The following is a 21275-nucleotide window of genomic DNA, read 5'->3' as shown; positions in this document are numbered from 1 at the left end:
CGCTCGATGGCGCGGGCCTGCCGGTTGGCGGGATCGTGCTGGCAGGCGTGGCGGCAGGGCTGGCGGTGGGCGCATTGCTGGGCCTGTTCAATGGCTGGTGCACGGCGCGCCTGCGTGTGAATCCCTTCATTGTCACCTTGGGTTCCATGAGCGCGGCTTTCGGGATCGCGTCCATGGTAACGGGGGGCCGCCCGGTGTTTGACCTGCCGGATGCTTTCAGCATCGTGCTGTACGAGGCGCGCTGGCTGGGGCTGGCGGTACCGGTCTGGATTGCGGCCGCGCTGTGCCTGGGCACGCACTGGATGCTGCGGCGCACGGTGTTCGGGCGCAGCATTGTGCTGGTGGGCAGCAATCCGGTGGCCACGGCCGTGGCGGGTATCGCTGTGCGCCGTACGACCGTGCGGGTGTATCTGTATGCCGCCCTGCTGACGGCGGTCGGCGCGCTGATGCTGACGGCGCGTACCGGTTCCGGGGAACCCGGCATGGGCAGCAGCCTGCTGCTGCCCAGCATCGCTGCGGCCGTGGTGGGCGGGCTCAGCCTGCAAGGCGGGGTTGGCGGCGTTCTCAATGCTGTGATGGGCGCGCTGTTCATCTCGGTGCTCTCCAACGGCATGAATCTGATTGAAGTCGATGGCTATCTGCAGGACATCGTGCTGGGCGCGGTGATTCTGCTTGCCCTGTATCTGGATCGTTTTCGGAGCCGGGCCTGATGCCCGCCGCATTCTGAAGGCCCCGCCCATTCCTTTTGAAAGGAGCAACGCATGTCAGTCAAGCAATACCGGATCGGCCAGATCGTGCCGAGTTCGAATACCACCATGGAAACCGAGATCCCCGCCATGCTGCGCCTGCGCGAACAGGTGCGGCCGGCAGAGCGCTTCACCTTCCATTCGGCGCGCATGCGCATGAAGAAAGTCACCAAGGAAGAGCTGGCCGCCATGGACGAGGAATCGGACCGCTGCGCGCTGGAACTGAGCGATGCCAGGGTGGATGTCCTGGGCTATGCCTGTCTGGTGGCCATCATGGCGACGGGCAAGGGGTATCACCGCCAATCCGAAGCCCGCCTGCGCCAGCGCACGGCGGACAACGGCGGCACGGCGCCGGTGATTACCAGCGCAGGCGCCCTGGTGGATGCGCTGCGCGTGATTGGCGCGCGCCGGATTGCGCTGGTGGCGCCCTATATGGTGCCGCTGACGCAACTGGTCGTGGATTACATCGAGAACGAAGGCGTGGAAGTGGCGACATGGCGCGCGCTGGAGATTCCCGACAACCTGGAAGTGGGCCGGCATGATCCGGCGCGCCTGCCCGGCATTGTGGCGGAAATGGATACTAGCGGGGTCGATGCCATCGTGCTGTCGGCTTGCGTCCAGATGCCGTCGCTGCCTGCCGTGGCCACGGTCGAGGCCCAGACCGGCAAGCCGGTGCTGACAGCGGCGGTCGCCACGACCTACGCCATGCTCAAGGGGCTGGGGCTGGAAGCGGTGGTGCCGGGAGCGGGCGCGCTGCTGTCTGGCGCGTATTGATTGGATGCTTGCCTGGCCATCCCGGTGGCGGGCGAAGGAGGATGAGATGAGTCAGAGCCGTTTGTTGTACGGGGCCCATGTGCGGGCCAACGGCATACGCCAGCATTACCTGCGTTTCGGCGGCAAAGGCCCGGCCCTGGTGCTGGTGCCGGGCATTACCAGCCCGGCTGTGACCTGGGCCTTCGTGGCGGAACGCCTGGCGCAGGATTTCGACACTTATGTCCTGGATGTGCGGGGGCGCGGTCTGTCGGAAACCGTGCCAGGCATGGATTACGGCATGGAGAGCTGTGCCGCGGATGTGGCGGCGCTGGCGCAGGCGCTGGGCTTGCAGGATTACATCCTGCTGGGGCACTCCATGGGGGCGCGCATCGGCGCGCTGGCTGCTGCGCGGCCGGATTGCGCGGCTTCCCGGCTGGTGATGGTCGATCCGCCGGTCTCCGGCCCCGGCCGGCGGCCGTACCCGGCGGCGCTGCCCTGGTATGTGGATTCCATCCGCCTGATGCGTGAAGGGCAGCCCTGGGAACGGCTGCGCGAGTTTTCCCCGACCTGGACGCAGGAGCAGTTGCAGCTGCGCGGGGAGTGGCTGCATACCTGCGATGAGGATGCCGTGGTGCAGGCGTTCCACAGTTTCCAGAGCGATGATTTTCATGCCGTGCTGCCGGGCATCCGGGTGCCGGCGCAACTGGTGGTGGCCGGGCGCGGCGGGGTGATTCAGGCCGATGACGAAGCGGAGTTGCGCGCCTTGGTGAGCGGGCTGGTCGTGACGCGGGTAGAAAACGCCGGGCACATGATTCCCTGGGATGACTACGACGGTTTTTTTGCCGCGCTGCGCGAATTCCTGCCCATGGCGGGCTGACCGCCGCGCGCGCCGCAGGCAAGGCAGCGTGCCCATGGCGGGCCCGGATGCCGGTGAGGCCGCTGCAGCACAGGAGCGGACGATGATATTTTTTCTAGGAGCATGACATGGCTGTGAGCGATTCCGATCTGATCCGGGCATGGACCCGTGTATTGACCTTGTCCCGCGTGAAGGCCGGGACGATGGTGACGGTGCTGACCAGTGACGGCACGCATCCGCAAACCCTGCGTACGGCAGAGACGGCACTGGCCTTGCTGGGCGCAGTGAGCAGCCGGCTGTATCTGCCGCCGGTGAATGCGGAGAAATCCCTGAGCCGCGATCCGCTGGCCTACCTGGGCACGACCCCGCTGACGGGCAATCCGGCGGCAATTGCGGCGCTCAAGGCCAGCGATCTGGTGCTGGATCTGATGACCTTGCTGTTCTCGCCGGAGCAGCATGAAATCCTGGCCTCGGGCGCGCGGATTCTGCTGGCGGTGGAGCCGCCCGAAGTGCTGGTGCGCATGGTGCCCGATGAAGAGGATTACCGCCGTGTCAATGCAGGGGCTGCGGTCCTGCGTGGCGGGCGCAGCATGCGCGTGACATCGCCCGCCGGCACGGATGTGCGCATGCCATTGGGCGAGTATCCGGTCGCGACAGAATATGGCTTTGCCGATGAACCGGGGCGCTGGGATCATTGGCCCAGCGGCTTTGCCTTTACCTGGCCGAACGAAGGGCAGACTGAAGGCCGCATTGTCATCGACCGCGGGGATATCCTGCTGCCGCAGAAATGTTATGTCCAGGAGGCCATTACGCTGACCGTGCAAGCCGGTTTCGTGACGCGTATCGACGGCGGTGTCGATGCGGATTTGCTGCGCGAATATATGGCTTCCTTCAATGACCCGGAAGCCTATGCCATTGCGCACATCGGCTGGGGCATGCAAAAGCGGGCCTGGTGGTCCACGCTGGGCCTGTATGACCGCGAGGCGACGCTGGGCATGGATGCCCGGGCCTTCGATGGCAATTTCCTGTTCTCTCTGGGGCCCAATAACGAGGCAGGCGGCAGCCGGACCACGCCGTGCCATATCGACGTGCCTTTGCGCAATTGCGATGTCTATGTCGATGAGCTGCGTGTGGTGCATGCCGGCAAGGTGGTGGAAGAAACGCTCAAATATGAGCGCGGGGCGCGGGAGGCGGCATGAGCGGCGCAGATGAGGTGTATGCCCGGCAGGGCTTTGGCGAACGCCTGAACCTGGTCGCGCCCATGGGTTTGCTGTTGATCGACTTCGTCAATGGCTTTGCCGACCCGGCGGTGTTTGGCGGCGGCAATATTCCCGCTGCCATCGACCGCAGCGTGGCTTTGCTGGCCTTGGCCCGCCGCCAGGGCTGGCCGGTCGCGCACAGCCGGATCGTGTATGCCGATGATGATGCCGACGCCAACATTTTTTCCGCCAAGGTGCCCGGCATGCTGAAGCTGAAAGAGGCCTCAGCGGCGAGCCAGATCGTCGCGGCGCTGGCGCCCCTGCCGGGGGAACGGGTGATACGCAAGAATGTGCCCTCGGCCTTTTTCGCTACGGATCTGGCGCCCTGGCTGACTCAGCAGGGTGTGCGCACGCTGGTGGTAGGCGGCTGCGTGACCAGCGGCTGCGTGCGGGCCAGCGTGGTCGATGCCATGTGCTGGGGATTCCGGCCTGTGGTGGTGTCGGATTGCGTGGGGGACCGCGCCCTGGCGCCGCACGATGCCAGTCTCTTCGATATGGCGCAGAAATACGCGGAAGTGATGCCCTTGGCGCAATTGGAGACGCGGCTGGCCGCTGCCTGAGCGGGCGCGATGTCCCGAGCATTGACACAGCCCGGCCAGGCAGGCCGGGCTGTTTTGCATCTGGCGCCCGCAGTGCTGTGCTGGGTGCCAGGTGCCAGGTGCCAGGTGCCAGGTGCCGGGTGCTAGGTGCTAGATGCTAGATGCTAGGTCAGGGCAGGCCCATGGCGCTTAGCTGGAAGAGATCTTCATCAGTATCAGGCCGCTGACGATCAGCACGGCGGCCAAGATGCGCATCGGGCTGGCGGTATCGCCCAGCACGAAGATGCCGACGATAAAAGCGCCAATGGCGCCGATGCCGGTCCAGATCGTATAGGCCGTGCCTAGCGGCAAGGATTTCATGGCAACCGCCAGCAGCCCGAAACTGGCAATCATCGCGGCGAGCGTCACCAGCGAGTAGTTCAAACGGCTGAACCCATCGGACTGCTTCATGGTGTAGGCCCAGAGCACTTCCAGAATTCCAGCCAGTATCAAAAGTATCCAGGCCATGCGCATCTCCGCTGTGATGAAGCCTGAATCTTGCCGTAAGTGACTAATTAAGAACAGATAATTTTATTTGTGGCGCAATAGAAATTCTAATGATCCTGCGCGGCCGGCGGTCTGTTGTCCCGTGTTTGGCGGAGGTGGGGCCTAGGGTTGGCAGAGGGATTTTTATGCGTGAATCGAATATCGCTTATAAGCTTCATGCTATTGAATAATGATTGGTCGCTGCATAGACTGAACTGTCCTGTATGGATTTGTCTGAAGACAGACCAGGCAGGATAGGCCGGCTGGTGTGGCCTTGCATAAAAAAACATGAGCAGTCCGGGGTTCAGGAAACGCCGAGATTCGCCAGGGAGACAAACATGCATGACCCCAATCTGCCGTGCGAGCCGCACAGGCGCCTTTTTTCCGTCAGCCGTGCCGGCCCGGCACCGGCGGCTGTCTTGCCGCAGCGGCGTCTGCCGGCCAGAGACACGGCCCTCTGACGTTTTATCCAGATTTCAGCGTTATCAGCCCGGCGTCCGCCAGGCACGGTGGCGGGCGGGTGCCGCCCGGCTGCCCTGCCTGCCGTTTGCCCGGTGCGCTGGCCACAGGCTGGCGCGCCGGATAAATGGCAGATATCGGGATTCATCATCATCAGGAGACAGACAGAATGAATACGGCAGTGGAAGCAGCTGCGTCCTATCGACGCGATAGCATTGCCAGAGTGCAGGCCACCCCGGTCTATGTGGATTGCAGCCTGGATATCGGCCCGGTTTCCAAACCGGCGCGCTTGTCCGGGCTGGTGCTGGAAATCGAAACGGCAGATGGCTTGCTGGGGCACGGTTTCACGGCGATTACCGATGAAGAGATCGTGGCGGCGGCGCTCAATGAAGTGGTGGCGCCCAACCTGCTGGGCAAAGATGCCATGGCGCGTGAGCATATTGCCGAAGCGCTGTATTGGCTGTTGTCGCCGCGCGGCCAGACGGGTTATGCCAGCCATGCGATATCGGCGGTGGATATCGCGCTGTGGGATATCGCAGGCAAGCGTTTGGGGCAGCCGGTATGGCGTCTGCTTGGCGGCGCCAGGCCGGCGGTCACGACCTATACCACCTTCGGTTTTGGCGTTCTGGATCGTGACGAACTGGCGGAGACGGCGCGCCATCTGGCTGGGCTGGGTCATCGGCGCCTGAAAATGGTGGTGGGCCAGCATGCCCTGGCGCGGCGTGATGAGCCGCGGCCGCTGGACGCGGTGATTGCCGAGGACGAGCGGCGCATCCGCGCCGTGCGTGAGGCGGTCGGGGCGGAGGTGGAGCTTTATATCGACGCTAATTGCAGCCTGGATGCTTTCCATGCCTTGCGTTTGGCGCAGCGCGTTGCGGATTGCGATATCGGCTTTTTCGAAGAGCCATTGCGCGGCAATGACGTGCAGCGTCTGGCTGATTTCCGCCGCCAGGCGCCCATGCCGGTTGCGGCGGGGCAGAACGAAGGCCAGTTGTTCCGTTACCGCGACATGCTGGCGGCCGGCGCACTGGACATTCTGCAGCCCAATGTTTGCATCGGTGGCGGCTATAGCGCAGGCGTCAAGGCGGCAGCCCTGGCCCAGGCGCACGGTATTGCCATCGACAACGGCGGCGCTTTCCCTTTCCACAACATGCATTTGCATGCCGGTTTGGCCAATGGCGGGCTGGTGGAGTGGCACCTGGTGTCGGTTTCGATGTGTCACCAGCTCTTCAGGAATCTGCCGGAACGCAACGTTGACCAGCTGGTGCTGCCTGTGCAGCCTGGCCTGGGCTATGAGCTGGACGTGGATGCCGTGCGCGAGATTGGCAAGCGCCCGGCTTCACGAGGCAAGGGCAAAGGCTGAAGGCCGCCTTAATTATTAAAACTACCAATAACACCGAGGAGACAAACAATGAAAACCAAATATATGGGTATGTGGGCCGCTGCGGCCATGCTGGCGGCGCAAGCGCCGGTGCTGGCGGCAGATGCCGGCTGGGCGCCTTCCAGGCCTATCGAATTCGTGGTGTCGGCCGGGCCTGGCGGCGGTTCCGACCAGTTCGCGCGCGTGGTGCAGTCCATCGCGGAGAAACACAAGCTGCTGAAGGTGCCTGTCGTGGTCAGCAACAAGGGGGGCGGCGCGGGTGCCGAAACCTTCATGGCCGGGCGCGCTTCCCGGGGCGATGCCCATAAATTGCTGTTCGGCAATAACAATGCCTGGCTTTTGCCGATGAAAGCCAAGGTGGCGTATGGCATGAATGATCTGACGCCGCTGGCGGTGATGGCAGGCGATGATTTCGTGCTGTGGGTGCCAGAGGCTTCACCGTACAAGACGGTGGAATCCTTGCTGGCGGCGACGCGTGAAACGCCGCGGCAACTCAAGCTTGGCGGGACGCAGTCCAAGGATGGCGACCATATCCTGACCGAACTGATCAATGAGGCCAGCGGCGGCCAGTTCACCTATGTGCCGTTCAAGAGCGGCAGCGAGGCCGGGGTGCAGCTGGCAGGCAGCCATCTGGACGCGAACACCAATAATCCCAGCGAAAACATGGGGCAATGGAAGGCGGGCGGCGTGCGTCCGCTGTGCGTGTTCTCGGCCAAACCGCTGGAGGATGAACGCAAGGTCGCAGGCGAGATGTCGCTGGCCGATATCCCGACCTGCGTTTCCCAGGGTTTGCCGGTGCAGGATTATGTGTTGCCGCGCACGGTGTTTGCGCCGGGCAATGTCCAGCCGGAGGTTGTGGCGTTTTATCTCGACTTGCTGGCCAAGGTGCGCGATACCGATGAATGGCGCCAGTACCTGGCCAATACCGCGCAGTCTGATGTGTTTGCCACGGGCAGCGAGCTTGACGAGCTGATCGCCGCTGATGCCGCGATGGCGCACCGCGTGTTCGAGAATCAAGGCTGGCTCGTCAAGTAAGCAGGGCCGCTGGTCTTGTGTCTCTCTGGACAAACATTATGCAAACAGAACATACACCGGCGGCCGGCAGCGGGGAGGCGGGCGACCGCCCCTGGCTTACCCGCCGCCAGGCGGAGTGCTTCACTGGCCTGAGCGCAGCGATTTTCGGATTGCTGGTCATGTTTGGCGCGCTGGAAAATGAAATCGGCTGGACGGATTTCGGCCCGGCGGCCGGCGCCTTTCCCTTTTATGTGGGCGGGGTCATCGTGCTGGCCGCGCTCTGGATGACCTGGCAGGGCTGGCGCCGTCCGGCCGGGCAGAACGAGGTCTGGCTGATGCGCTCGCAAGGCCGCCGGATGCTGTCCTTCTTTCTGCCGGTCGTGGCCTATGTGGCCTTGTCACTGGTGCTGGGCCTGTACGTCGGCTCGGCGCTTTATCTGGGCACCGTGATGTGGCGCCAGGGCGGCTATGGGCCTTGGCGTTCCTATGCCGTCGGGATAGGCGTGGCCCTGGCGTTTTTCTTTGTTTTCGAGATCGGTTTTCAAATGGCGCTGCTCAAAGGGCCGCTGGAAGACTGGCTGGGCGTGTATTGAGGAATCTCGATGAGTAACTTTGATTACCTGTTGCATGGCTTCGGTATCGCCCTGAGCGGCTACCACGTCCTGCTGATGTTGGCAGGCGTGCTGCTGGGCATTCTGGTCGGGGTGTTGCCAGGCCTGGGGGCGCCCAATGGCGTGACGCTGCTGTTGCCGCTGACCTTCACCATGGAGCCCATTTCCGCCATCATCCTGCTGACCAGCATGTATTGGGGCGCGTTGTTTGGCGGTTCCACGACCTCTATCCTGTTCAATATTCCGGGGGAACCGTCATCGGTAGCCACCACCTTCGACGGCTACCCCATGGCCAAGCAGGGCAAAGCGGCGCAGGCGCTGACCTTTGCGTTCTGCTCGGCCGGGATCGGGGCGCTGGCCGGGGTGATTCTGATTACCTTGGTATCGGGCTGGGTCGCCAGCTTCGCCATGCAGTTTTCACCGGTGGAATACTTTGCCGTCTATCTGCTCGCATTCGCCAGCTTTGTTGGCCTGAGCGGGGCGGCGCCGGCCAAAACGCTCTTGTCCATCGGTATTGGCCTGGCGTGCGCGACTGTCGGCATGGATACGATTTCCGGTGCCATGCGGCTGACTTTCGGAACGGATGAACTGGTGCGCGGCATCAGCTTCCTGGTGGCAGTGATCGGTATCTTCGGGATTGGCGAGCTATTGCTGACGATGGAAGAGGGCTTGCGCTTCAATGGCGTGGCGTCACGCCTCAGTATGCGGGCCATTCTGTCCACCGTGCTGCAGTTGCCGCGCTATGCGGTGGTCTATGTGCGCTCCATCGTGATTGGCTGCTGGATGGGGGTGACGCCTGGCGGTCCCACGGCGGCCTCGTTCATGAGTTACGGCATTGCCAAGCGTCTGTCCCGCCGGGGGGATAACTTCGGCAAGGGCGAGCCGGAAGGCGTGATTGCGCCGGAAACCGCCGATCACGCGGCGGGCAGCAGCGCGATGCTGCCCATGCTGGCGCTGGGCATCCCCGGCTCGGCGACAGCCGCCGTGATGATGGGCGGCCTGCTGATCTGGGGGCTGACGCCAGGGCCGACGCTCTTTGCCGAGCAGCCGGACTTTGTCTGGGGGCTGATTGCATCCATGTATCTGGGCAATGTGGTCGCCGTGTTCACTGCCTTGCTGACCGTTCCGATTTTTGCCGCCATCCTGCGGATTCCATTTGCCGTGATCGGGCCGGTGATCGTGATTGTCTGCGTGACGGGCGCCTATACCGTGGCTTCGGCGCCGTTCGATCTCTGGCTGCTGTTGATCTTCAGTGTCGTGGGCTATGTGTTCAAGAAACTGGACTTCCCCCTGGCGCCCCTGGTGCTGGCGATGATTCTTGGCGATAAGTCCGAAGATGCCTTCCGCCAATCCATGTTGCTGTCGGACGGCTCTCTGGGGGTGTTCTGGTCGAATCCGCTGGCGGGCAGCATCATGACGCTGGCAGTCATCATGCTGCTGCTGCCGGTGATTGGCCCGCTGTGGCGGCGGATCCGCTGCCGTTAAGGCGCGGGTTTCGGGTGCAATTCATGGGAGTCTTCAGGCACGGGCAGCGGCCCGTGCCTGTCCATGGCCCTGGGGGTAGCCTATGATTTCAGGGAATAAAAAAAACGGCGGGCCGCTGTGGCCGCCGACTATCCATGGAGACAATACATGAATCAACGTACCCAGGGCGTGCTGGCCATCTGGAGTGATCTGGCGGCGCAAACGGAAACAGACTACCGCCATTGGCTGACGCGCGAACACATGGCCGAGCGGGTGGGCGTGGACGGCTTTATTGCCGGGCGTCTGTTCCGTTGTCTGGATGCCGGTTTGCGGCGCTACTGTGTGTTGTATGAGCTGCAAGCGCCCGATGTGCTGGCCGGGCCATCCTATATGGCGCGCCAGAACGCTCCTACCCCCTGGTCACAACGCGTGATGCCTACCCTGGGCAATTTCCGCCGGGGCGGCGGCCGGGTGCTGGTGCATGCCGGCCAGGGGCGCGGTGGCGTCATCAGCCCCATGCGTTTCACGCTGCCGGCCCTGACGGTGAACCCGCATGTGCTGGTCAACGAGCTGGTGGCGATGGACGCCATAAGCGCGGCCTGGATCATGCAGGTCGATCCGGACGTCACGAATGTGCCGACCGAGGAAAAGGCCATGCGCGGCGGCAATGACGGCGCGTTCGATGCTCTGCTGGTGATTGAAGCGGTGGCGCCGGAGGCCCTGGCCGCTGCTGCCCGCTATGCGGTGGCAAAGTTGGGGGACGCCTGGAAGGATGGGGAGCCGGAGCAATTCGCGCTGTGCCACGCGCTGGATAGGCGCACGGCAGGCTTGCCGCAGGATTGATGCCTGACCGGCATCGCGTCTGGCGCCGCATGGCACCGCTACGGTACTGTGATGGCCCGCATGGCGCGGGCTGGCGCCTGGCGCCGTGCCAGGATAGAGGGTGAAGCAGGTTTCTCCGTGCCGGTGGCTGGCTTGTGGCCGGTGCCGGTCGGCTTGCCGGAATAGGCCGGCAGGCCGCCGCGCGCCTGGCTGCCGCCAGGTTTGCGCGCAAGGAGCGGATCTGGCGCGGTTAGCACCAGGGCTCCGGCGGGCGGCGGTGGCCGCCCTTCAGTCTTCCAAGGAAATCAGGGGCTGGCTCAGTTCGCGTTGGCGGTGGCGGCGAGCTCAGGGTTTTCCGACAGGTGGCGATTGACCGCGCCCAGCACGGCCAGGAACGAGGCCGTCACGATGTCACGGTGAATGCCGACGCCGAAGCGGGTTTGCGATTCGCCCAGACGCACTTCCACATAGCAGGCGGCGCGGGTATCCGTGCCGGTGCCGATGGCGTGTTCGTGGTAGTCCATGATGCGCACCGGCAGGCCCAGCGCGGCCACAAAGGCGGTGATGGCGCCTTCGCCTTCGCCGCTCACGGTGCGCGTTTCGCCATCATGTTCCAGCACGGCTTCCACGCGGAAGTGGCGCTTTTCTTCCTGGGTCGGATCGCCTTCGATGCGGTGGCGCACGAGCTGCCAGGGCTTGGTGCGGTCCAGGTATTCCCGGCTGAACACGTCATACACGTCTTCCGCCGTCACTTCCTTGCCGGTCGTGTCGGTCACATGCTGGATGGCGCGGCTGAATTCGATCTGCAGGCGGCGCGGCAATACCAGGCCGTGGTCGTTTTCCAGCAGGTAGGAAACACCGCCCTTGCCCGATTGGCTGTTGACCCGAATGATCGCGTCGTAGCTGCGGCCAACGTCGGCCGGGTCGATAGGCAGGTAGGGTACTTCCCAGAGCGCATCGGCTTGCTGGACGGCAAAGCCCTTCTTGATGGCGTCCTGGTGTGAACCTGAAAAGGCCGTGAAGACGAGGTCGCCCGCATAGGGGTGGCGCGGGTGTACCGGCAATTGATTGCAGTATTCGGCACAGCGGCGGACTTCATCAATATCGGAGAAGTCCAGGCCCGGATGCACGCCTTGGGAATACAGATTCAGCGCGAGCGTCACCAGATCGACGTTGCCGGTACGCTCACCGCTGCCGAACAGGCAGCCTTCGATGCGGTCGGCGCCAGCCATCACGGCAAATTCGGCGGCGGCCACTGCCGTGCCGCGGTCGTTGTGCGGGTGGACGCTCAGCACGATGCTGTCGCGGCGTTCCAGGTTGCGGTGCATCCATTCGATCTGGTCGGCGTACAGATTGGGCGTGGTCGCTTCAACCGTCGCGGGCAGGTTCAGGATCAGCTTCTTCGCGGGGGTGGCATCCCAGGTGCGCGCCACGGCATCGGCCACCATCAGTGCTACTTCGGGCTCGGTCGTGCTGAAGACTTCGGGCGAGTATTCGTAGCCCCACTGGGTCTGGGGATGCTTGGCCTGGGCTTCCATGACCCATTGCGTGCCGCGCACGGCGAGGTCGCGCACTTCTTCGGGCGACATCTTGAAGACGATTTTGCGGAAGGCCGGTGCGCAGGCGTTATACAGGTGAATGATGGCCTGTTTGGCGCCCGCAGCGGCTTCGGCCGTGCGTTCGATCAGATCCTGGCGCGATTGGGTCAGAACGATGATGCGCACATCGTCCGGGATACGCTTTTCGTCGATGAGCTTGCGCACGAAGTCGAAATCGGTTTGCGACGCGGACGGAAAGCCGACTTCGATTTCCTTGAAACCAATTTTGATGAGCTGGTCGAAGAACCGCAGCTTGCGTTCCACGCTCATGGGTTCGATCAGGGCCTGGTTGCCGTCTCGCAGGTCGGTACTCATCCAGATCGGTGCTTGCTCGATGCGGCGGCTGGGCCAGGTGCGCTCGGAAAAATCACGCGTAAACGGGACGAAGGGACGGTACTTGGTAGAAGGATTGGCAAGCATGATGCACCTTTGGATCAAGGAGTCAGCCGCTGGGGGTATTTGAATCACGGCCTGGCTCCCGCCCATGACCGGGGTCATGGGTGCCGGTTTTGCCGGCGGCATTGAACGGGGAACGGGTATAGGCGTGGCGACAGGCTGCCGAACTGCCACTGAGCACTAGGCTCGGCAACCGATCGGTAGTAGTAGCGATTGAATTTGCAGCGAGGCAATGGAGGCGCCAATAGACAGGCGCAGGCCAGCGCGCAGAGCAGAAATGCTTGCGTGGAAGTCGAGAGAGGGGTTCGACAGATTGGCCATAGTTCCTATAGTCCAACATGTCTGGTATGAAAAGTCAATGTATACATGCCGCCGGGCGATTCCCATTTGAGTTTGGGCGCGGCGGTGTCGGCTTCTGACAACCAGGCCATGGCAGCCGCCGCTTGCAAGGCCTGGGGGGCGGGCCATTTTGTATTGCCATAACTGGCAAGGTTGACCTGTGAGTTGTATTCAGGTTTTGAACTGATAGAGGGATTATCGGTTATTTCAGATATAAGAAAATAAATGGCCGTTTATTAAAAAAAACTGTAATGAGATCGGCATTGTGATCTGCGCCTGCACGATCTGCGAGCAGGGATTGAACTGTTACAACAACGTAAATGAACCTATCTCCGCCGGGCTATTTGTAGGACTAATTGGCCAGCGATTGGCAGGGAGAAGCAAATAAGTGTGATAGCAGCACGCCGCGCCTGCCATTGGTGAATACCTTGGTTTCGGGATTGACATGGCTGGGTATGGCAAAAATGCTGATTTTTCAGCTTCAAATAATGTCGGTTTTTTTGGGGTAAATCCGGATATTGGCGTTGCGGATTACAAATGATGGAAAATATGCGTAATTATCCGGTTGTTGTCCGTCTAGGTTCGTGAATTTTCTGAAATTCTATGAAAAATCCCCGGGAGCTTCGCCTTTCGTAGGGGTTGGAATTTCTTTTGCTATGCGGCATGATGCGATCTAATGCATTGGTGTTAAAACCAGGCGAATTATTATTTGATAGCATTGAACCTGTGAACGGTAGTGACAGCCGTACTCTGTTAGGCAGGGTATGTTCAATGTTTGCCATTCGCGTTGGACTTTGTTGTCTGGCCTGAGAGATGACCGTAGTCATTTCGAAGTTGGCCGTAGGGGATCTGATATGGATATGCGCGCACACATTATTGAAGTCGCGGGCAGTTTGTTTTATGCCGAGGGCATTCGGGCCGTGGGCGTGGATCGCATCATTGCCGAGGCAGGTATTGCCAAGGCGACGTTGTACCGGCATTTCGCGACCAAGGAAGCATTGGTGGTTGCGTATCTGAGGGATCGGTACGAAAGGATTACGCAATATCTGCGTGAGCATGTGCTGGAAAACGAGCAGCAGGATCCGGCAGAAAAAGCCGTGTTGCCCTACCGCATTCTGCAGGAAATGGGCGCGCGCACGGAATACCGGGGCTGTGCCTTTCTGCTGGCCGTGGCGGAAAATGAAGGCTGCGCGCCTGTGCTGGCGGTGGCGCGTGAGTACCGCAGCTGGTTGCAGCAGATGTTTACGGAATTGGTTGTCAGCCTGACGGATGATGCCGAGGCGCTGGCAAACGAATTGACGCTTTGTTATGAAGGCGCAATGGCGGCAATGGCGATTCATCGCGAGCCTGCGGCTGCCGATGTGGCGCACCGCTGCGCATTCGCACTGATTCGCGCGCGCCAGCCAGTTTCAGTCGCGAGCGCGGCCTGATCCTGTGCCGGTTCCCGCATTATCCGGGCAATGCGCCCGGGTAATGCGGAAAATGCCGGCGGGTTGTCATTCTGTTTGCAGACGCGGTTCCTGCCGCTGCGGTTTGAATGGCGAACTCAGATTGGCGGGCGTGGCGGCCGCCGGTTCGACTGCCGGTTTCATTGCGGCGGCCAAGGTAGCGCTCTGTTCCCGGGCAATATGGAATTTTTCAATTCTGCCGCTGGCCAATTCCGCGACGGTGCGTTTCAGGTCGCCCAATGCCAGTGGCATATCCCTGTCTTGCCAAACCCAGTCCAGGACTGCGCGGCCATCGCTGGACAGGTCGCGGCATAAGGGCGCCAATTCGCCTGGCGGTACAATTTTTTCCCAATGACGGTTGATTTTCTCACGCGCCCAGGCGCGCAGCAGGGACAAGACTCCCAGGCTCAACAATGCTGCCAGCGTCCACCAGACATAGGGGCCGCTGCGCAAAGCCATATCCTGAGCATTGGCGCTGAACTTGGCAAGAAACTCATAACGCTGGGCCAGGCCGTATGACAGGCCTTGCCAGCAAACCCATAGCCAGGCCAGGGCGGCAACAACGATTATTCCTCCATCGCGCAGTAGCGCAGGCTGTGCTTTGGCGCGCAGATAATTATTCAACACTTGTAGATCATATTGGCTGGATGCAGTCATGGCGGGTCTTATGGTGCAAAATATGGTTCCCATGATACGACCCGCGCTGGAAATTCGCCAAAGTCAGCAGTTGGTGCTGACGCCACAGTTGCAACAGGCCTTGCGCCTCTTGCAACTGTCGTCGCTGGATTTGCAGCAGGAAATCGCGCAGGTACTGAATGAAAACCCAGTGCTGGAATTGGAAGCGCCGGAACCCGCCAGCGAAGGCGAGGCGCCGGACGAGCTCTTTTCCGGCGCTTCGGGCACGCGGCACGATGGGGATGATGATTTTTTTCCCGAAGCGGCAGCCACGCCTTCGTTGCGCGAGCATCTGCTGGCCCAGATCACCTGTACCCGTGCCAGCCGCCGTGATGTGGCGCTGATAACAGTTCTGATCGACGAGCTGGATGACAACGGCTACCTGGCCGCCAGTTTTGAAGACATCCTGGCGTATCTGCCGGTATCGCTGGAGGTGGAGCAGGGCGAGCTGGATGCGGCCTTGGCCTTGCTGCAGAACATGGAGCCGGCAGGGATTGCGGCGCGGAACATGAAGGAGTGCCTGCTGCTGCAATTGCGCAGGCCGGACCCGGCGATCTGGCCCGAAGCGCGTGACCCTGCCATTGTGGCCGTGGCGCGCCGCTTGTGCGACAGGCACCTGGAGGCTCTGGCGGCTGGCCGCTTGGCCTATCTGTGCGAAGAACTTAAGTGTTCACCGGCCGAGGTGCGTTTGGCGCATGCCTTGATCCGGCGGCTGGATCCGTATCCAGGCCGGGCGTGGACAGTGCCGGTGGCGGATTACGCCGTGCCGGATGTGATTGCATACCGTAGCGGCAAAACCTGGCGCGCCCGGCTCAATGGCGAGCTGATGCCGCGCTTGAGCGTAAATGATGCCTATGTGCAGGCCCTGGGCCAGGAGCCGCGGGGCAGCTATGAAGGTTTGCAGGCCCATGTGCAGCAGGCCCGCTGGCTGATTCGTCAGGTGGCGCAGCGTTTCGAAACCCTGTTGCGGGTCGCTGCCGAAATCGTGGCGCGCCAGCAGGCCTTTTTTGATTCGGGCATGGTGGCTTTGCGGCCCATGGTGCTGCGCGAAATTGCGGAAGCCCTGGGCCTGCATGAGTCCACGGTGTCACGGGCGACGGCGGGCAAGTATATGGCCACGCCGCATGGCACGCTGGAACTCAAGCGCTTCTTCAGTACTGCCGTGCCTGCGGCCGACGGCGAGTCGGCGTCAGCCGCTTCCATCCAGGCGATGATGCGCGAGATGCTGGAACAGGAAGACCCGCGCAAGCCCCTGTCCGACAGCCAGCTGATGAACAAGCTGGCCGAGCGGGGTGTGGAGCTGGCGCGCCGGACAGTGGCAAAATACCGGGAAGGGATGCGGGTGCCGACGGCCTCGCAGCGTAAAGCCATGGCCTTGTTGCGTATGGATGATTGTTAACGCCCGAGGGTAATAGCTGGCACATGGACGATTCTTCTTTCAGTTTGCGCAAGATTGCAGTGGCGGCCTACGGGCCGTCCGTCTTGTTCGGTGTTGGCATTGGAGCCGTGACGCCGGTGATCGCATTGAGCGTGCGCGGGCTGGGGGCGTCCTATGCCGTGGCAGGGCTGGTGGCTGCCTTGATCGGCCTGGGCTCGCTGGTGAGCAATATTCCCGCGGCACTGCTGGTCAATCGTTATGGCGAGCGGCGCGCCATGGTCGGGGCATCGCTGCTGAGCGCCGTGGCCATGTTGATTGCCATGGTGGCGCATACGGTCTGGATGCTGGCCGTGGCCACGTTGCTGGTCGGCGCGGCGGCCTCGGTGTTTCAGCTGGCCAGGCAGAGCTATCTGGTGCAGGCGGTGCCGCTGGCAATGCGCGCCCGCGCCATGTCCGTGCTGGGCGGAACCGCCCGCATAGGCGCGTTCGTGGGGCCGTTTGCCGGGGCAGGCCTGATTGCGCTGATGGATTTGCCTGGGGCCTATCTATTGGCATTGATCGCCATGCTGGGCGCCGGCGTGCTGGCCTACAAAGTGCCGGAGCTGGAACTGCCCGCGCCCTTGGCGACGGTAGGCGGGGGCAAGGTGTCGCTGGCGTCCATTGCGCGTTCGCATGCCAGTGTGTTCCTGACCCTGGGTATTGGCGTGCTGCTGATCAGCGTGCTGCGCGCTACACGCCAGGTCGTGCTGCCCTTGTGGGCGGAGCAGCTGGGCCTGGATTCCGTCGCCATTTCCGTGATTTACGGCCTGGTGGCGGCCCTGGATATGGCGGTTTTCTATCATGCGGGCAAGGTCATGGACCGGCACGGCCGCGTGTGGGTGGCTGTGCCTTCGGTCATTTTGATGGGCGCCAGCCTGATGCTGATGCCTTTCGCCTCAGGCGTGATTTCATTTATGGCGGCAGCCCTGATGCTGGGGTTTGGCAATGGCATCAGCTCGGGCATCATCATGACGCTGGCGGCCGATGCGGCGCCGGCGCAAGGGCGGCATCACTTCCTGGGGCTATGGCGGCTGGTTTCCGATGTCGGTTCCAGCGCCGGCCCGCTGCTGTTGTCCGCGCTGACAGGCGCCATTTCGCTGGCCGTGGGCACGTTCACCGTCGGAGCTTTGGGTTTGGCTGCCGCAGCCGTGTTCTGGCGCTACCTGCCGCACGGCCCCGGGCCTTACCGGCGCACGCGCTAGGAAGCGCTGCTTCTGTCTGCCAGGCCGCGCCCAGCCTGCCGCGCAGCCGCCTGGGGCGTCGGGAAAACCCGGTGTTTTTATAGGGGAAATCCACTTGCATATGACATGGACTTTCCCGATAATTAGTCTCATGTACATTTGTATTTGTAACGCTGTCACTGAGCGCCAGGTTCGCGCCTGCGTCGATTCCGGCGCCGCGACGCTCGATGATCTCCAATATGAGCTTGGCGTGGCCAGTTGCTGTGGCCGTTGCGCTGAGAGCGCTTGCTCCTATTTGCCTGGCGGCGCATGCCACACCGTGGCGACGGTCGCGTTGCCGGTCGGCGCGGCGCAGCCCATCCCGCCGGCTGGAGTGCCGGAAGTCGCGGCCTGACAGGCTTGCCTCACCTCGCCCGGCTTGCATGGCCGGGTTTCTGATTTGTCTGATTTAAACAACATCAGGCATAGGCCATTCTCATTTGGCCGACACCGCCAGCCCTGGCAAATTCCCTCTTTTCTCTGGTTTTTTGCATGAAAATCAAATGGTTTTCATGCAATTTGCGTTCCCGGCGCCGCGCCACGCTTGGGTTCGCCTGGCGGCATTTTGCAGTTGCAGACGCATTCTCATTCGCCAGAGCTTTCCTGTCATGGGTTGCGCCGCGGTTTACCAGATGCATGGCCGCCATGGGCTTTTACCCGCATGGATGCTAGCCTGATCGGGTTTACAGCGGCTGGCCCGGCTGTCCTGCGGGCGTTTGCGCCGGATTTCCTGCACTGTTTCGCATGGCTGCCATGCGGATGTTGCGCCTGCCAGCATGCCGGGCCGCTGCCTTCCAAGAACCCTATAAAGCCGGAGCCGATCATGAAAGGTGATAGACAGGTTATCAAGTATTTGAATGCGCAACTGACCAATGAGCTGACGGCCATTAACCAGTACTTCCTGCATGCGCGCATGCTGCGCCACTGGGGCCTGAACCGTTTGGGCAAGTATGAGTACGATGAGTCCATCAGCGAAATGAAGCACGCGGACAAGCTGATGGAGCGTATTTTCATGCTTGGCGGGCTGCCGAACCTGCAGGATCTGCACAAGCTGCGTATCGGTGAGGATGTGCCGGAAATCCTGTCCTGTGATCTGACGCTCGAACGCGGGGCGCACGCCACGCTGCTCGAAGCCATTGCCTACTGTGAATCGGTGCAGGACTATGTGACGCGCGATCTGTTCCGCCGGGTGCTGGACGATACCGAAGAGCACATCGACTGGCTGGAAACCCAGATTGGCCTGGTTGAACAGGTGGGCCTGCAAAACTATCTGCAGCACCAGATGCACGAAGAGGACTGATGGCCGCGGCCATTGTTCTGTGCCCTTAAAACACCACGGCGGCCTCAGGGCCGCCGTGGTGTTTTTTTTGGGACTCTATGGGCGGCCTCTATGCCATGGCCGCCCGATGCGCCGGTTTAGCGGCGTTCCGGGCAATCGCGTGAGGTGCCCCAGGCGTTATTGGGTTCGCAATATTTGCGGCGCGCCGCCCAGGCGCAGCTGGGGCGTTCGAAAAAGCCCATGGTGTCGGCACAGACTTGCAGTTCACGGCGCAGCGCGGATTGCCAGTCACCGCCGCCAGTGCGCGAAGCCTGGGGGGGAGGTGCCGTCGGGTAGCCGGGATCATCGGCAAGTGCTGCCCGCAGTTCTCTGATATCGCGGATATCGGCAGGGGGCGGCGGGAGGTCATCAGGTCTGGCGTTGGCGGCCGCAGCGGCATTGCCGCGGTTGGCGAGGCGCATGCTTTCCGGCGTGGCCTTGGCGCGGGACACCAGCACATTGGGGTCTTTGACCTTATCGAGCACGGACACCATGGGGATGTTCCACTCGGCCCGATGCGGCTCGGGAACGCCCAAGGTGCCGTTCAGGCGGGGCTGTGGCGGTTGTGCTACATAGGGGCGCCCATCGGCATCCAGCACGCTATCGGCGTCTTGCCCCGCCGCATGGGGCGGCGGGGATGTGGTGGGTGCGCGTGATACCAGCCAGTCGCCCAGCTGCATGCCGGAAATGCCGGCGGCGCCAAACAGCAGGACGAGGATGATCAGAATAGATCGCCAGGACATGAACGTTGCTCGTTGTTGTTGATTTCCATACGTGCGCCGTCAGGGCGTTTTACTGAAAACGTGGCCTCCATGTTCACGCATGGCGTGGAACTGGACGTCGGGATAAAGGTCCTGCGCAACCCGTAGAGCCGCGCCGGATGTGGCCAGGAATGCCGGAGCATCGACCACATCATAGGCGATATGGGCGGCATTGGCATCCATGAATTTTTGTAATGCCCGCGGATTCTCGGAAGTTATCCAGCGTGCCATGGTATAGCGCGACGGCATCATGCGCGCTTCGGCGCCGTACTCGGTTTTGAGGCGGTGCATGACCACTTCGAACTGCAATTGGCCCACGGCGCCCAGCAGCATCGCGCCGCCAGCGGCAATCGGGCGGAACACCTGAATGGCGCCTTCTTCACCCAGCTGGACCAGGCCAGTGCGCAATTGCTTCACCCGCAGCGGGTCTTTGACTTCCACTTGCTGGAACAGCTCGGGGGCAAAGAATGGCAGGCCGGTGAAATGCAGGGTTTCGCCTTCAGTCAGGACGTCGCCAAGTTGCAGCACGCCGTGGTTGGGAATCCCGATGACGTCGCCAGCATAGGCCTCTTCCACCAGATCGCGGCGCTGGGACAGGAAGGAGACGACGTTGTTGGGGCGGATTTCCTTGTTCGTGCGGCTGACCTTCAGACGCATGCCGCGTGTGAATTTCCCGGAGCTGACACGGATGAAGGCAATGCGGTCGCGGTGGGCTGGGTCCATATTGGCCTGCACCTTGAAGACCATGCCGCTGAACTTCGGCTCGTCCGGGCGGACTTCCCGTTCGACGGCGGGGCGCGGTCCGGGCGAGGGCGCCAGGTCCACCAGCGTATCCAGCACTTCCTGCACCCCGAAGTTATTGATGGCCGAGCCGAACAGGACAGGTGTCTGGCGGCCGGACAGGAAGGCTTCGCGGTCGAAGGCGGGGGCGGCTTCGCGGATGAGTTCGATCTCGCCGTGCGCCTTATCGTAGTTGTCGCCGAAGCGGCTGGCGATGGCAGGGTTGTCCAGGCCTTCGATGATTTCGTCATCGCTGGGCAGGCGCTCCTGGCCCGGCTGGAACACGCGCATGCGGTTATTGCGGATGTCGAAGACCCCCTTGAACTGCTTGCCCATGCCGACTGGCCAGGAAAAGGGCACAGCATCCATGCCCAGGTGCTCTTCGATTTCCGAAAGCAGGTCCAGCGGCTCCTGGACTTCGCGGTCCAGCTTGTTGATGAAGGTGATGATGGGCGTGTTGCGCGCGCGGCAGACCTGCAGCAGACGGATGGTCTGGGGTTCGATGCCGTTGGCGGCGTCAATCACCATCAGGGCGGCGTCAACCGCGGTCAGCACCCGGTAGGTATCTTCGGAGAAGTCCTGGTGGCCCGGGGTGTCGAGCAGATTGATGACGTAGTCGCGGTATTCGGTCTGCATGACCGATGAGGCGACGGAAATGCCGCGTTGTTTTTCGATTTCCATCCAGTCCGACGAGGCGTGGCGGGAGGCCTTGCGCGCCTTGACGCTGCCCGCGATCTGGATTGCGCCCGTGAACAGCAGCAGCTTTTCCGTAATGGTGGTTTTACCGGCGTCAGGGTGGGAAATGATGGCGAAGGTGCGGCGCCGGGAAACTTCGGAGGAAATCGACATGGCGGATGACAGGTTCTGCGCTGGCGGCGCCGCCCGTCAGGGCCG

The 21275-nt window shown here is 62.2% G+C and carries 21 protein-coding genes; 15 read left to right on the top strand and 6 right to left on the bottom strand.

All coding sequences use genetic code 11. From position 1 onward, the window contains the following. The 5 genes from ACTJGZ_RS01715 to ACTJGZ_RS01695 form a co-directional block, all read left to right on the top strand. Positions 1 to 710 (top strand): ABC transporter permease (locus ACTJGZ_RS01715; RefSeq protein WP_441661223.1); only part of this gene is annotated, 710 nt, incomplete at its 5' end. Positions 711 to 761: 51 nt separating this feature from the next. After that, positions 762 to 1520 carry a maleate cis-trans isomerase family protein gene (locus ACTJGZ_RS01710; protein ID WP_441661222.1) on the top strand — a complete coding sequence of 253 codons (759 nt, stop codon included), beginning with the start codon at positions 762 to 764 and terminating at the stop codon, positions 1518 to 1520. A gap of 46 nt (positions 1521 to 1566) precedes the next feature. After that, on the top strand, positions 1567 to 2376 hold the full coding sequence (locus tag ACTJGZ_RS01705; protein WP_441661221.1) for an alpha/beta fold hydrolase: 810 nt from the start codon (positions 1567 to 1569) through the stop codon (positions 2374 to 2376). A gap of 107 nt (positions 2377 to 2483) precedes the next feature. Beyond that, entirely contained in the window at positions 2484 to 3554 is a 1071-nt protein-coding gene (locus tag ACTJGZ_RS01700) for a 2,5-dihydroxypyridine 5,6-dioxygenase (protein WP_441661220.1), read from the top strand. Beyond that, the gene (locus ACTJGZ_RS01695) at positions 3551 to 4174 is read left to right on the top strand and encodes an isochorismatase family protein (RefSeq protein ID WP_441661219.1); all 624 of its coding nucleotides are present in this window, start codon (positions 3551 to 3553) and stop codon (positions 4172 to 4174) included. Before ACTJGZ_RS01700 ends, ACTJGZ_RS01695 begins: the two co-directional genes overlap by 4 nt. Positions 4175 to 4342: 168 nt before the next feature. Here the strand turns inward: ACTJGZ_RS01695 and sugE are convergent, their stop codons facing one another. After that, positions 4343 to 4660 carry a quaternary ammonium compound efflux SMR transporter SugE gene (gene sugE / locus ACTJGZ_RS01690; protein WP_441661218.1) on the bottom strand — a complete coding sequence of 106 codons (318 nt, stop codon included), beginning with the start codon at positions 4658 to 4660 and terminating at the stop codon, positions 4343 to 4345. Positions 4661 to 5306: 646 nt separating this feature from the next. On the opposite strand from sugE, the gene ACTJGZ_RS01685 reads away from it, so the two are divergent. The 5 genes from ACTJGZ_RS01685 (at position 5307) to ACTJGZ_RS01665 (ending at position 10450) form a co-directional block, all read left to right on the top strand. Further along, the gene (locus ACTJGZ_RS01685; RefSeq protein ID WP_441661217.1) at positions 5307 to 6500 is read left to right on the top strand and encodes a mandelate racemase/muconate lactonizing enzyme family protein; all 1194 of its coding nucleotides are present in this window, start codon (positions 5307 to 5309) and stop codon (positions 6498 to 6500) included. Between the two features lie 48 nt (positions 6501 to 6548). Continuing rightward, the gene (locus ACTJGZ_RS01680) at positions 6549 to 7553 is read left to right on the top strand and encodes a tripartite tricarboxylate transporter substrate binding protein (RefSeq protein ID WP_441661216.1); all 1005 of its coding nucleotides are present in this window, start codon (positions 6549 to 6551) and stop codon (positions 7551 to 7553) included. A 38-nt stretch (positions 7554 to 7591) separates the two neighbouring features. Next, entirely contained in the window at positions 7592 to 8125 is a 534-nt protein-coding gene (locus ACTJGZ_RS01675) for a tripartite tricarboxylate transporter TctB family protein (protein ID WP_441661215.1), read from the top strand. 9 nt (positions 8126 to 8134) lie between these two features. After that, positions 8135 to 9628, top strand: coding sequence for a tripartite tricarboxylate transporter permease (locus ACTJGZ_RS01670; RefSeq protein WP_441661214.1), 1494 nt, complete (start codon positions 8135 to 8137; stop codon positions 9626 to 9628). 147 nt (positions 9629 to 9775) lie between these two features. Continuing rightward, positions 9776 to 10450 (top strand): hypothetical protein, encoded by a 675-nt coding sequence (locus ACTJGZ_RS01665; protein ID WP_441661213.1) that lies wholly within the window; start codon positions 9776 to 9778, stop codon positions 10448 to 10450. 296 nt (positions 10451 to 10746) lie between these two features. Here ACTJGZ_RS01665 and leuA read toward each other — a convergent pair whose 3' ends face one another. Continuing rightward, positions 10747 to 12450 (bottom strand): 2-isopropylmalate synthase, encoded by a 1704-nt coding sequence (leuA, locus tag ACTJGZ_RS01660; protein WP_441661265.1) that lies wholly within the window; start codon positions 12448 to 12450, stop codon positions 10747 to 10749. Between the two features lie 1166 nt (positions 12451 to 13616). Between leuA and ACTJGZ_RS01655 the strand changes: the two genes are divergently transcribed. Next, entirely contained in the window at positions 13617 to 14192 is a 576-nt protein-coding gene (locus ACTJGZ_RS01655; RefSeq protein WP_441661212.1) for a TetR/AcrR family transcriptional regulator, read from the top strand. A 66-nt stretch (positions 14193 to 14258) separates the two neighbouring features. On the opposite strand, the gene ACTJGZ_RS01650 is transcribed toward ACTJGZ_RS01655, so the two are convergent. Beyond that, positions 14259 to 14867: a hypothetical protein gene (locus ACTJGZ_RS01650; protein WP_441661211.1), complete on the bottom strand. Its 609-nt coding sequence runs from the start codon at positions 14865 to 14867 to the stop codon at positions 14259 to 14261. A gap of 31 nt (positions 14868 to 14898) precedes the next feature. Here ACTJGZ_RS01650 and rpoN point away from each other — a divergent pair, with 31 nt between their 5' ends. The 3 genes from rpoN (at position 14899) to ACTJGZ_RS01635 (ending at position 17877) form a co-directional block, all read left to right on the top strand. Then, positions 14899 to 16284 (top strand): RNA polymerase factor sigma-54, encoded by a 1386-nt coding sequence (gene rpoN, locus ACTJGZ_RS01645; RefSeq protein ID WP_441661264.1) that lies wholly within the window; start codon positions 14899 to 14901, stop codon positions 16282 to 16284. A gap of 23 nt (positions 16285 to 16307) precedes the next feature. Continuing rightward, the gene (locus tag ACTJGZ_RS01640) at positions 16308 to 17504 is read left to right on the top strand and encodes an MFS transporter (RefSeq protein WP_441661210.1); all 1197 of its coding nucleotides are present in this window, start codon (positions 16308 to 16310) and stop codon (positions 17502 to 17504) included. 130 nt (positions 17505 to 17634) lie between these two features. Beyond that, positions 17635 to 17877, top strand: a complete 243-nt coding sequence (locus ACTJGZ_RS01635) for a (2Fe-2S)-binding protein (RefSeq protein WP_441661209.1) — start codon at positions 17635 to 17637, stop codon at positions 17875 to 17877. A 64-nt stretch (positions 17878 to 17941) separates the two neighbouring features. On the opposite strand, the gene ACTJGZ_RS01630 is transcribed toward ACTJGZ_RS01635, so the two are convergent. After that, on the bottom strand, positions 17942 to 18169 hold the full coding sequence (locus tag ACTJGZ_RS01630; RefSeq protein WP_441661208.1) for a hypothetical protein: 228 nt from the start codon (positions 18167 to 18169) through the stop codon (positions 17942 to 17944). A 176-nt stretch (positions 18170 to 18345) separates the two neighbouring features. Between ACTJGZ_RS01630 and bfr the strand changes: the two genes are divergently transcribed. Next, positions 18346 to 18822 carry a bacterioferritin gene (gene bfr / locus ACTJGZ_RS01625; RefSeq protein ID WP_441661207.1) on the top strand — a complete coding sequence of 159 codons (477 nt, stop codon included), beginning with the start codon at positions 18346 to 18348 and terminating at the stop codon, positions 18820 to 18822. A gap of 116 nt (positions 18823 to 18938) precedes the next feature. Here bfr and ACTJGZ_RS01620 read toward each other — a convergent pair whose 3' ends face one another. Beyond that, positions 18939 to 19583, bottom strand: coding sequence for a hypothetical protein (locus ACTJGZ_RS01620; protein ID WP_441661206.1), 645 nt, complete (start codon positions 19581 to 19583; stop codon positions 18939 to 18941). Between the two features lie 39 nt (positions 19584 to 19622). Then, a complete protein-coding gene (locus tag ACTJGZ_RS01615) occupies positions 19623 to 21230 on the bottom strand; it encodes a peptide chain release factor 3 (RefSeq protein WP_441661205.1) in 1608 nt (535 codons plus the stop codon). Positions 21231 to 21275 lie beyond the last annotated feature (45 nt).

The organism is Kerstersia sp. (genome assembly GCF_052103615.1).
Taxonomy (GTDB): domain Bacteria; phylum Pseudomonadota; class Gammaproteobacteria; order Burkholderiales; family Burkholderiaceae_B; genus Kerstersia.
The sequence above is the reverse complement of the archived record's forward strand: the minus strand, read 5'-3'. Positions and strand labels throughout refer to the sequence as shown.

Coding starts and splice junctions, on each gene's coding strand:
- ACTJGZ_RS01710 (WP_441661222.1), top strand. CDS start 762: ATGTCAGTCAAGCAATACCGGATCGGCCAGATCGTGCCGAGTTCGAAT.
- ACTJGZ_RS01705 (WP_441661221.1), top strand. CDS start 1,567: ATGAGTCAGAGCCGTTTGTTGTACGGGGCCCATGTGCGGGCCAACGGC.
- ACTJGZ_RS01700 (WP_441661220.1), top strand. CDS start 2,484: ATGGCTGTGAGCGATTCCGATCTGATCCGGGCATGGACCCGTGTATTG.
- ACTJGZ_RS01695 (WP_441661219.1), top strand. CDS start 3,551: ATGAGCGGCGCAGATGAGGTGTATGCCCGGCAGGGCTTTGGCGAACGC.
- sugE (WP_441661218.1), bottom strand. CDS start 4,660: ATGGCCTGGATACTTTTGATACTGGCTGGAATTCTGGAAGTGCTCTGG.
- ACTJGZ_RS01685 (WP_441661217.1), top strand. CDS start 5,307: ATGAATACGGCAGTGGAAGCAGCTGCGTCCTATCGACGCGATAGCATT.
- ACTJGZ_RS01680 (WP_441661216.1), top strand. CDS start 6,549: ATGAAAACCAAATATATGGGTATGTGGGCCGCTGCGGCCATGCTGGCG.
- ACTJGZ_RS01675 (WP_441661215.1), top strand. CDS start 7,592: ATGCAAACAGAACATACACCGGCGGCCGGCAGCGGGGAGGCGGGCGAC.
- ACTJGZ_RS01670 (WP_441661214.1), top strand. CDS start 8,135: ATGAGTAACTTTGATTACCTGTTGCATGGCTTCGGTATCGCCCTGAGC.
- ACTJGZ_RS01665 (WP_441661213.1), top strand. CDS start 9,776: ATGAATCAACGTACCCAGGGCGTGCTGGCCATCTGGAGTGATCTGGCG.
- ACTJGZ_RS01655 (WP_441661212.1), top strand. CDS start 13,617: ATGGATATGCGCGCACACATTATTGAAGTCGCGGGCAGTTTGTTTTAT.
- ACTJGZ_RS01650 (WP_441661211.1), bottom strand. CDS start 14,867: ATGACTGCATCCAGCCAATATGATCTACAAGTGTTGAATAATTATCTG.
- rpoN (WP_441661264.1), top strand. CDS start 14,899: ATGATACGACCCGCGCTGGAAATTCGCCAAAGTCAGCAGTTGGTGCTG.
- ACTJGZ_RS01640 (WP_441661210.1), top strand. CDS start 16,308: ATGGACGATTCTTCTTTCAGTTTGCGCAAGATTGCAGTGGCGGCCTAC.
- ACTJGZ_RS01635 (WP_441661209.1), top strand. CDS start 17,635: ATGTACATTTGTATTTGTAACGCTGTCACTGAGCGCCAGGTTCGCGCC.
- ACTJGZ_RS01630 (WP_441661208.1), bottom strand. CDS start 18,169: ATGGCGGCCATGCATCTGGTAAACCGCGGCGCAACCCATGACAGGAAA.
- bfr (WP_441661207.1), top strand. CDS start 18,346: ATGAAAGGTGATAGACAGGTTATCAAGTATTTGAATGCGCAACTGACC.
- ACTJGZ_RS01620 (WP_441661206.1), bottom strand. CDS start 19,583: ATGTCCTGGCGATCTATTCTGATCATCCTCGTCCTGCTGTTTGGCGCC.
- ACTJGZ_RS01615 (WP_441661205.1), bottom strand. CDS start 21,230: ATGTCGATTTCCTCCGAAGTTTCCCGGCGCCGCACCTTCGCCATCATT.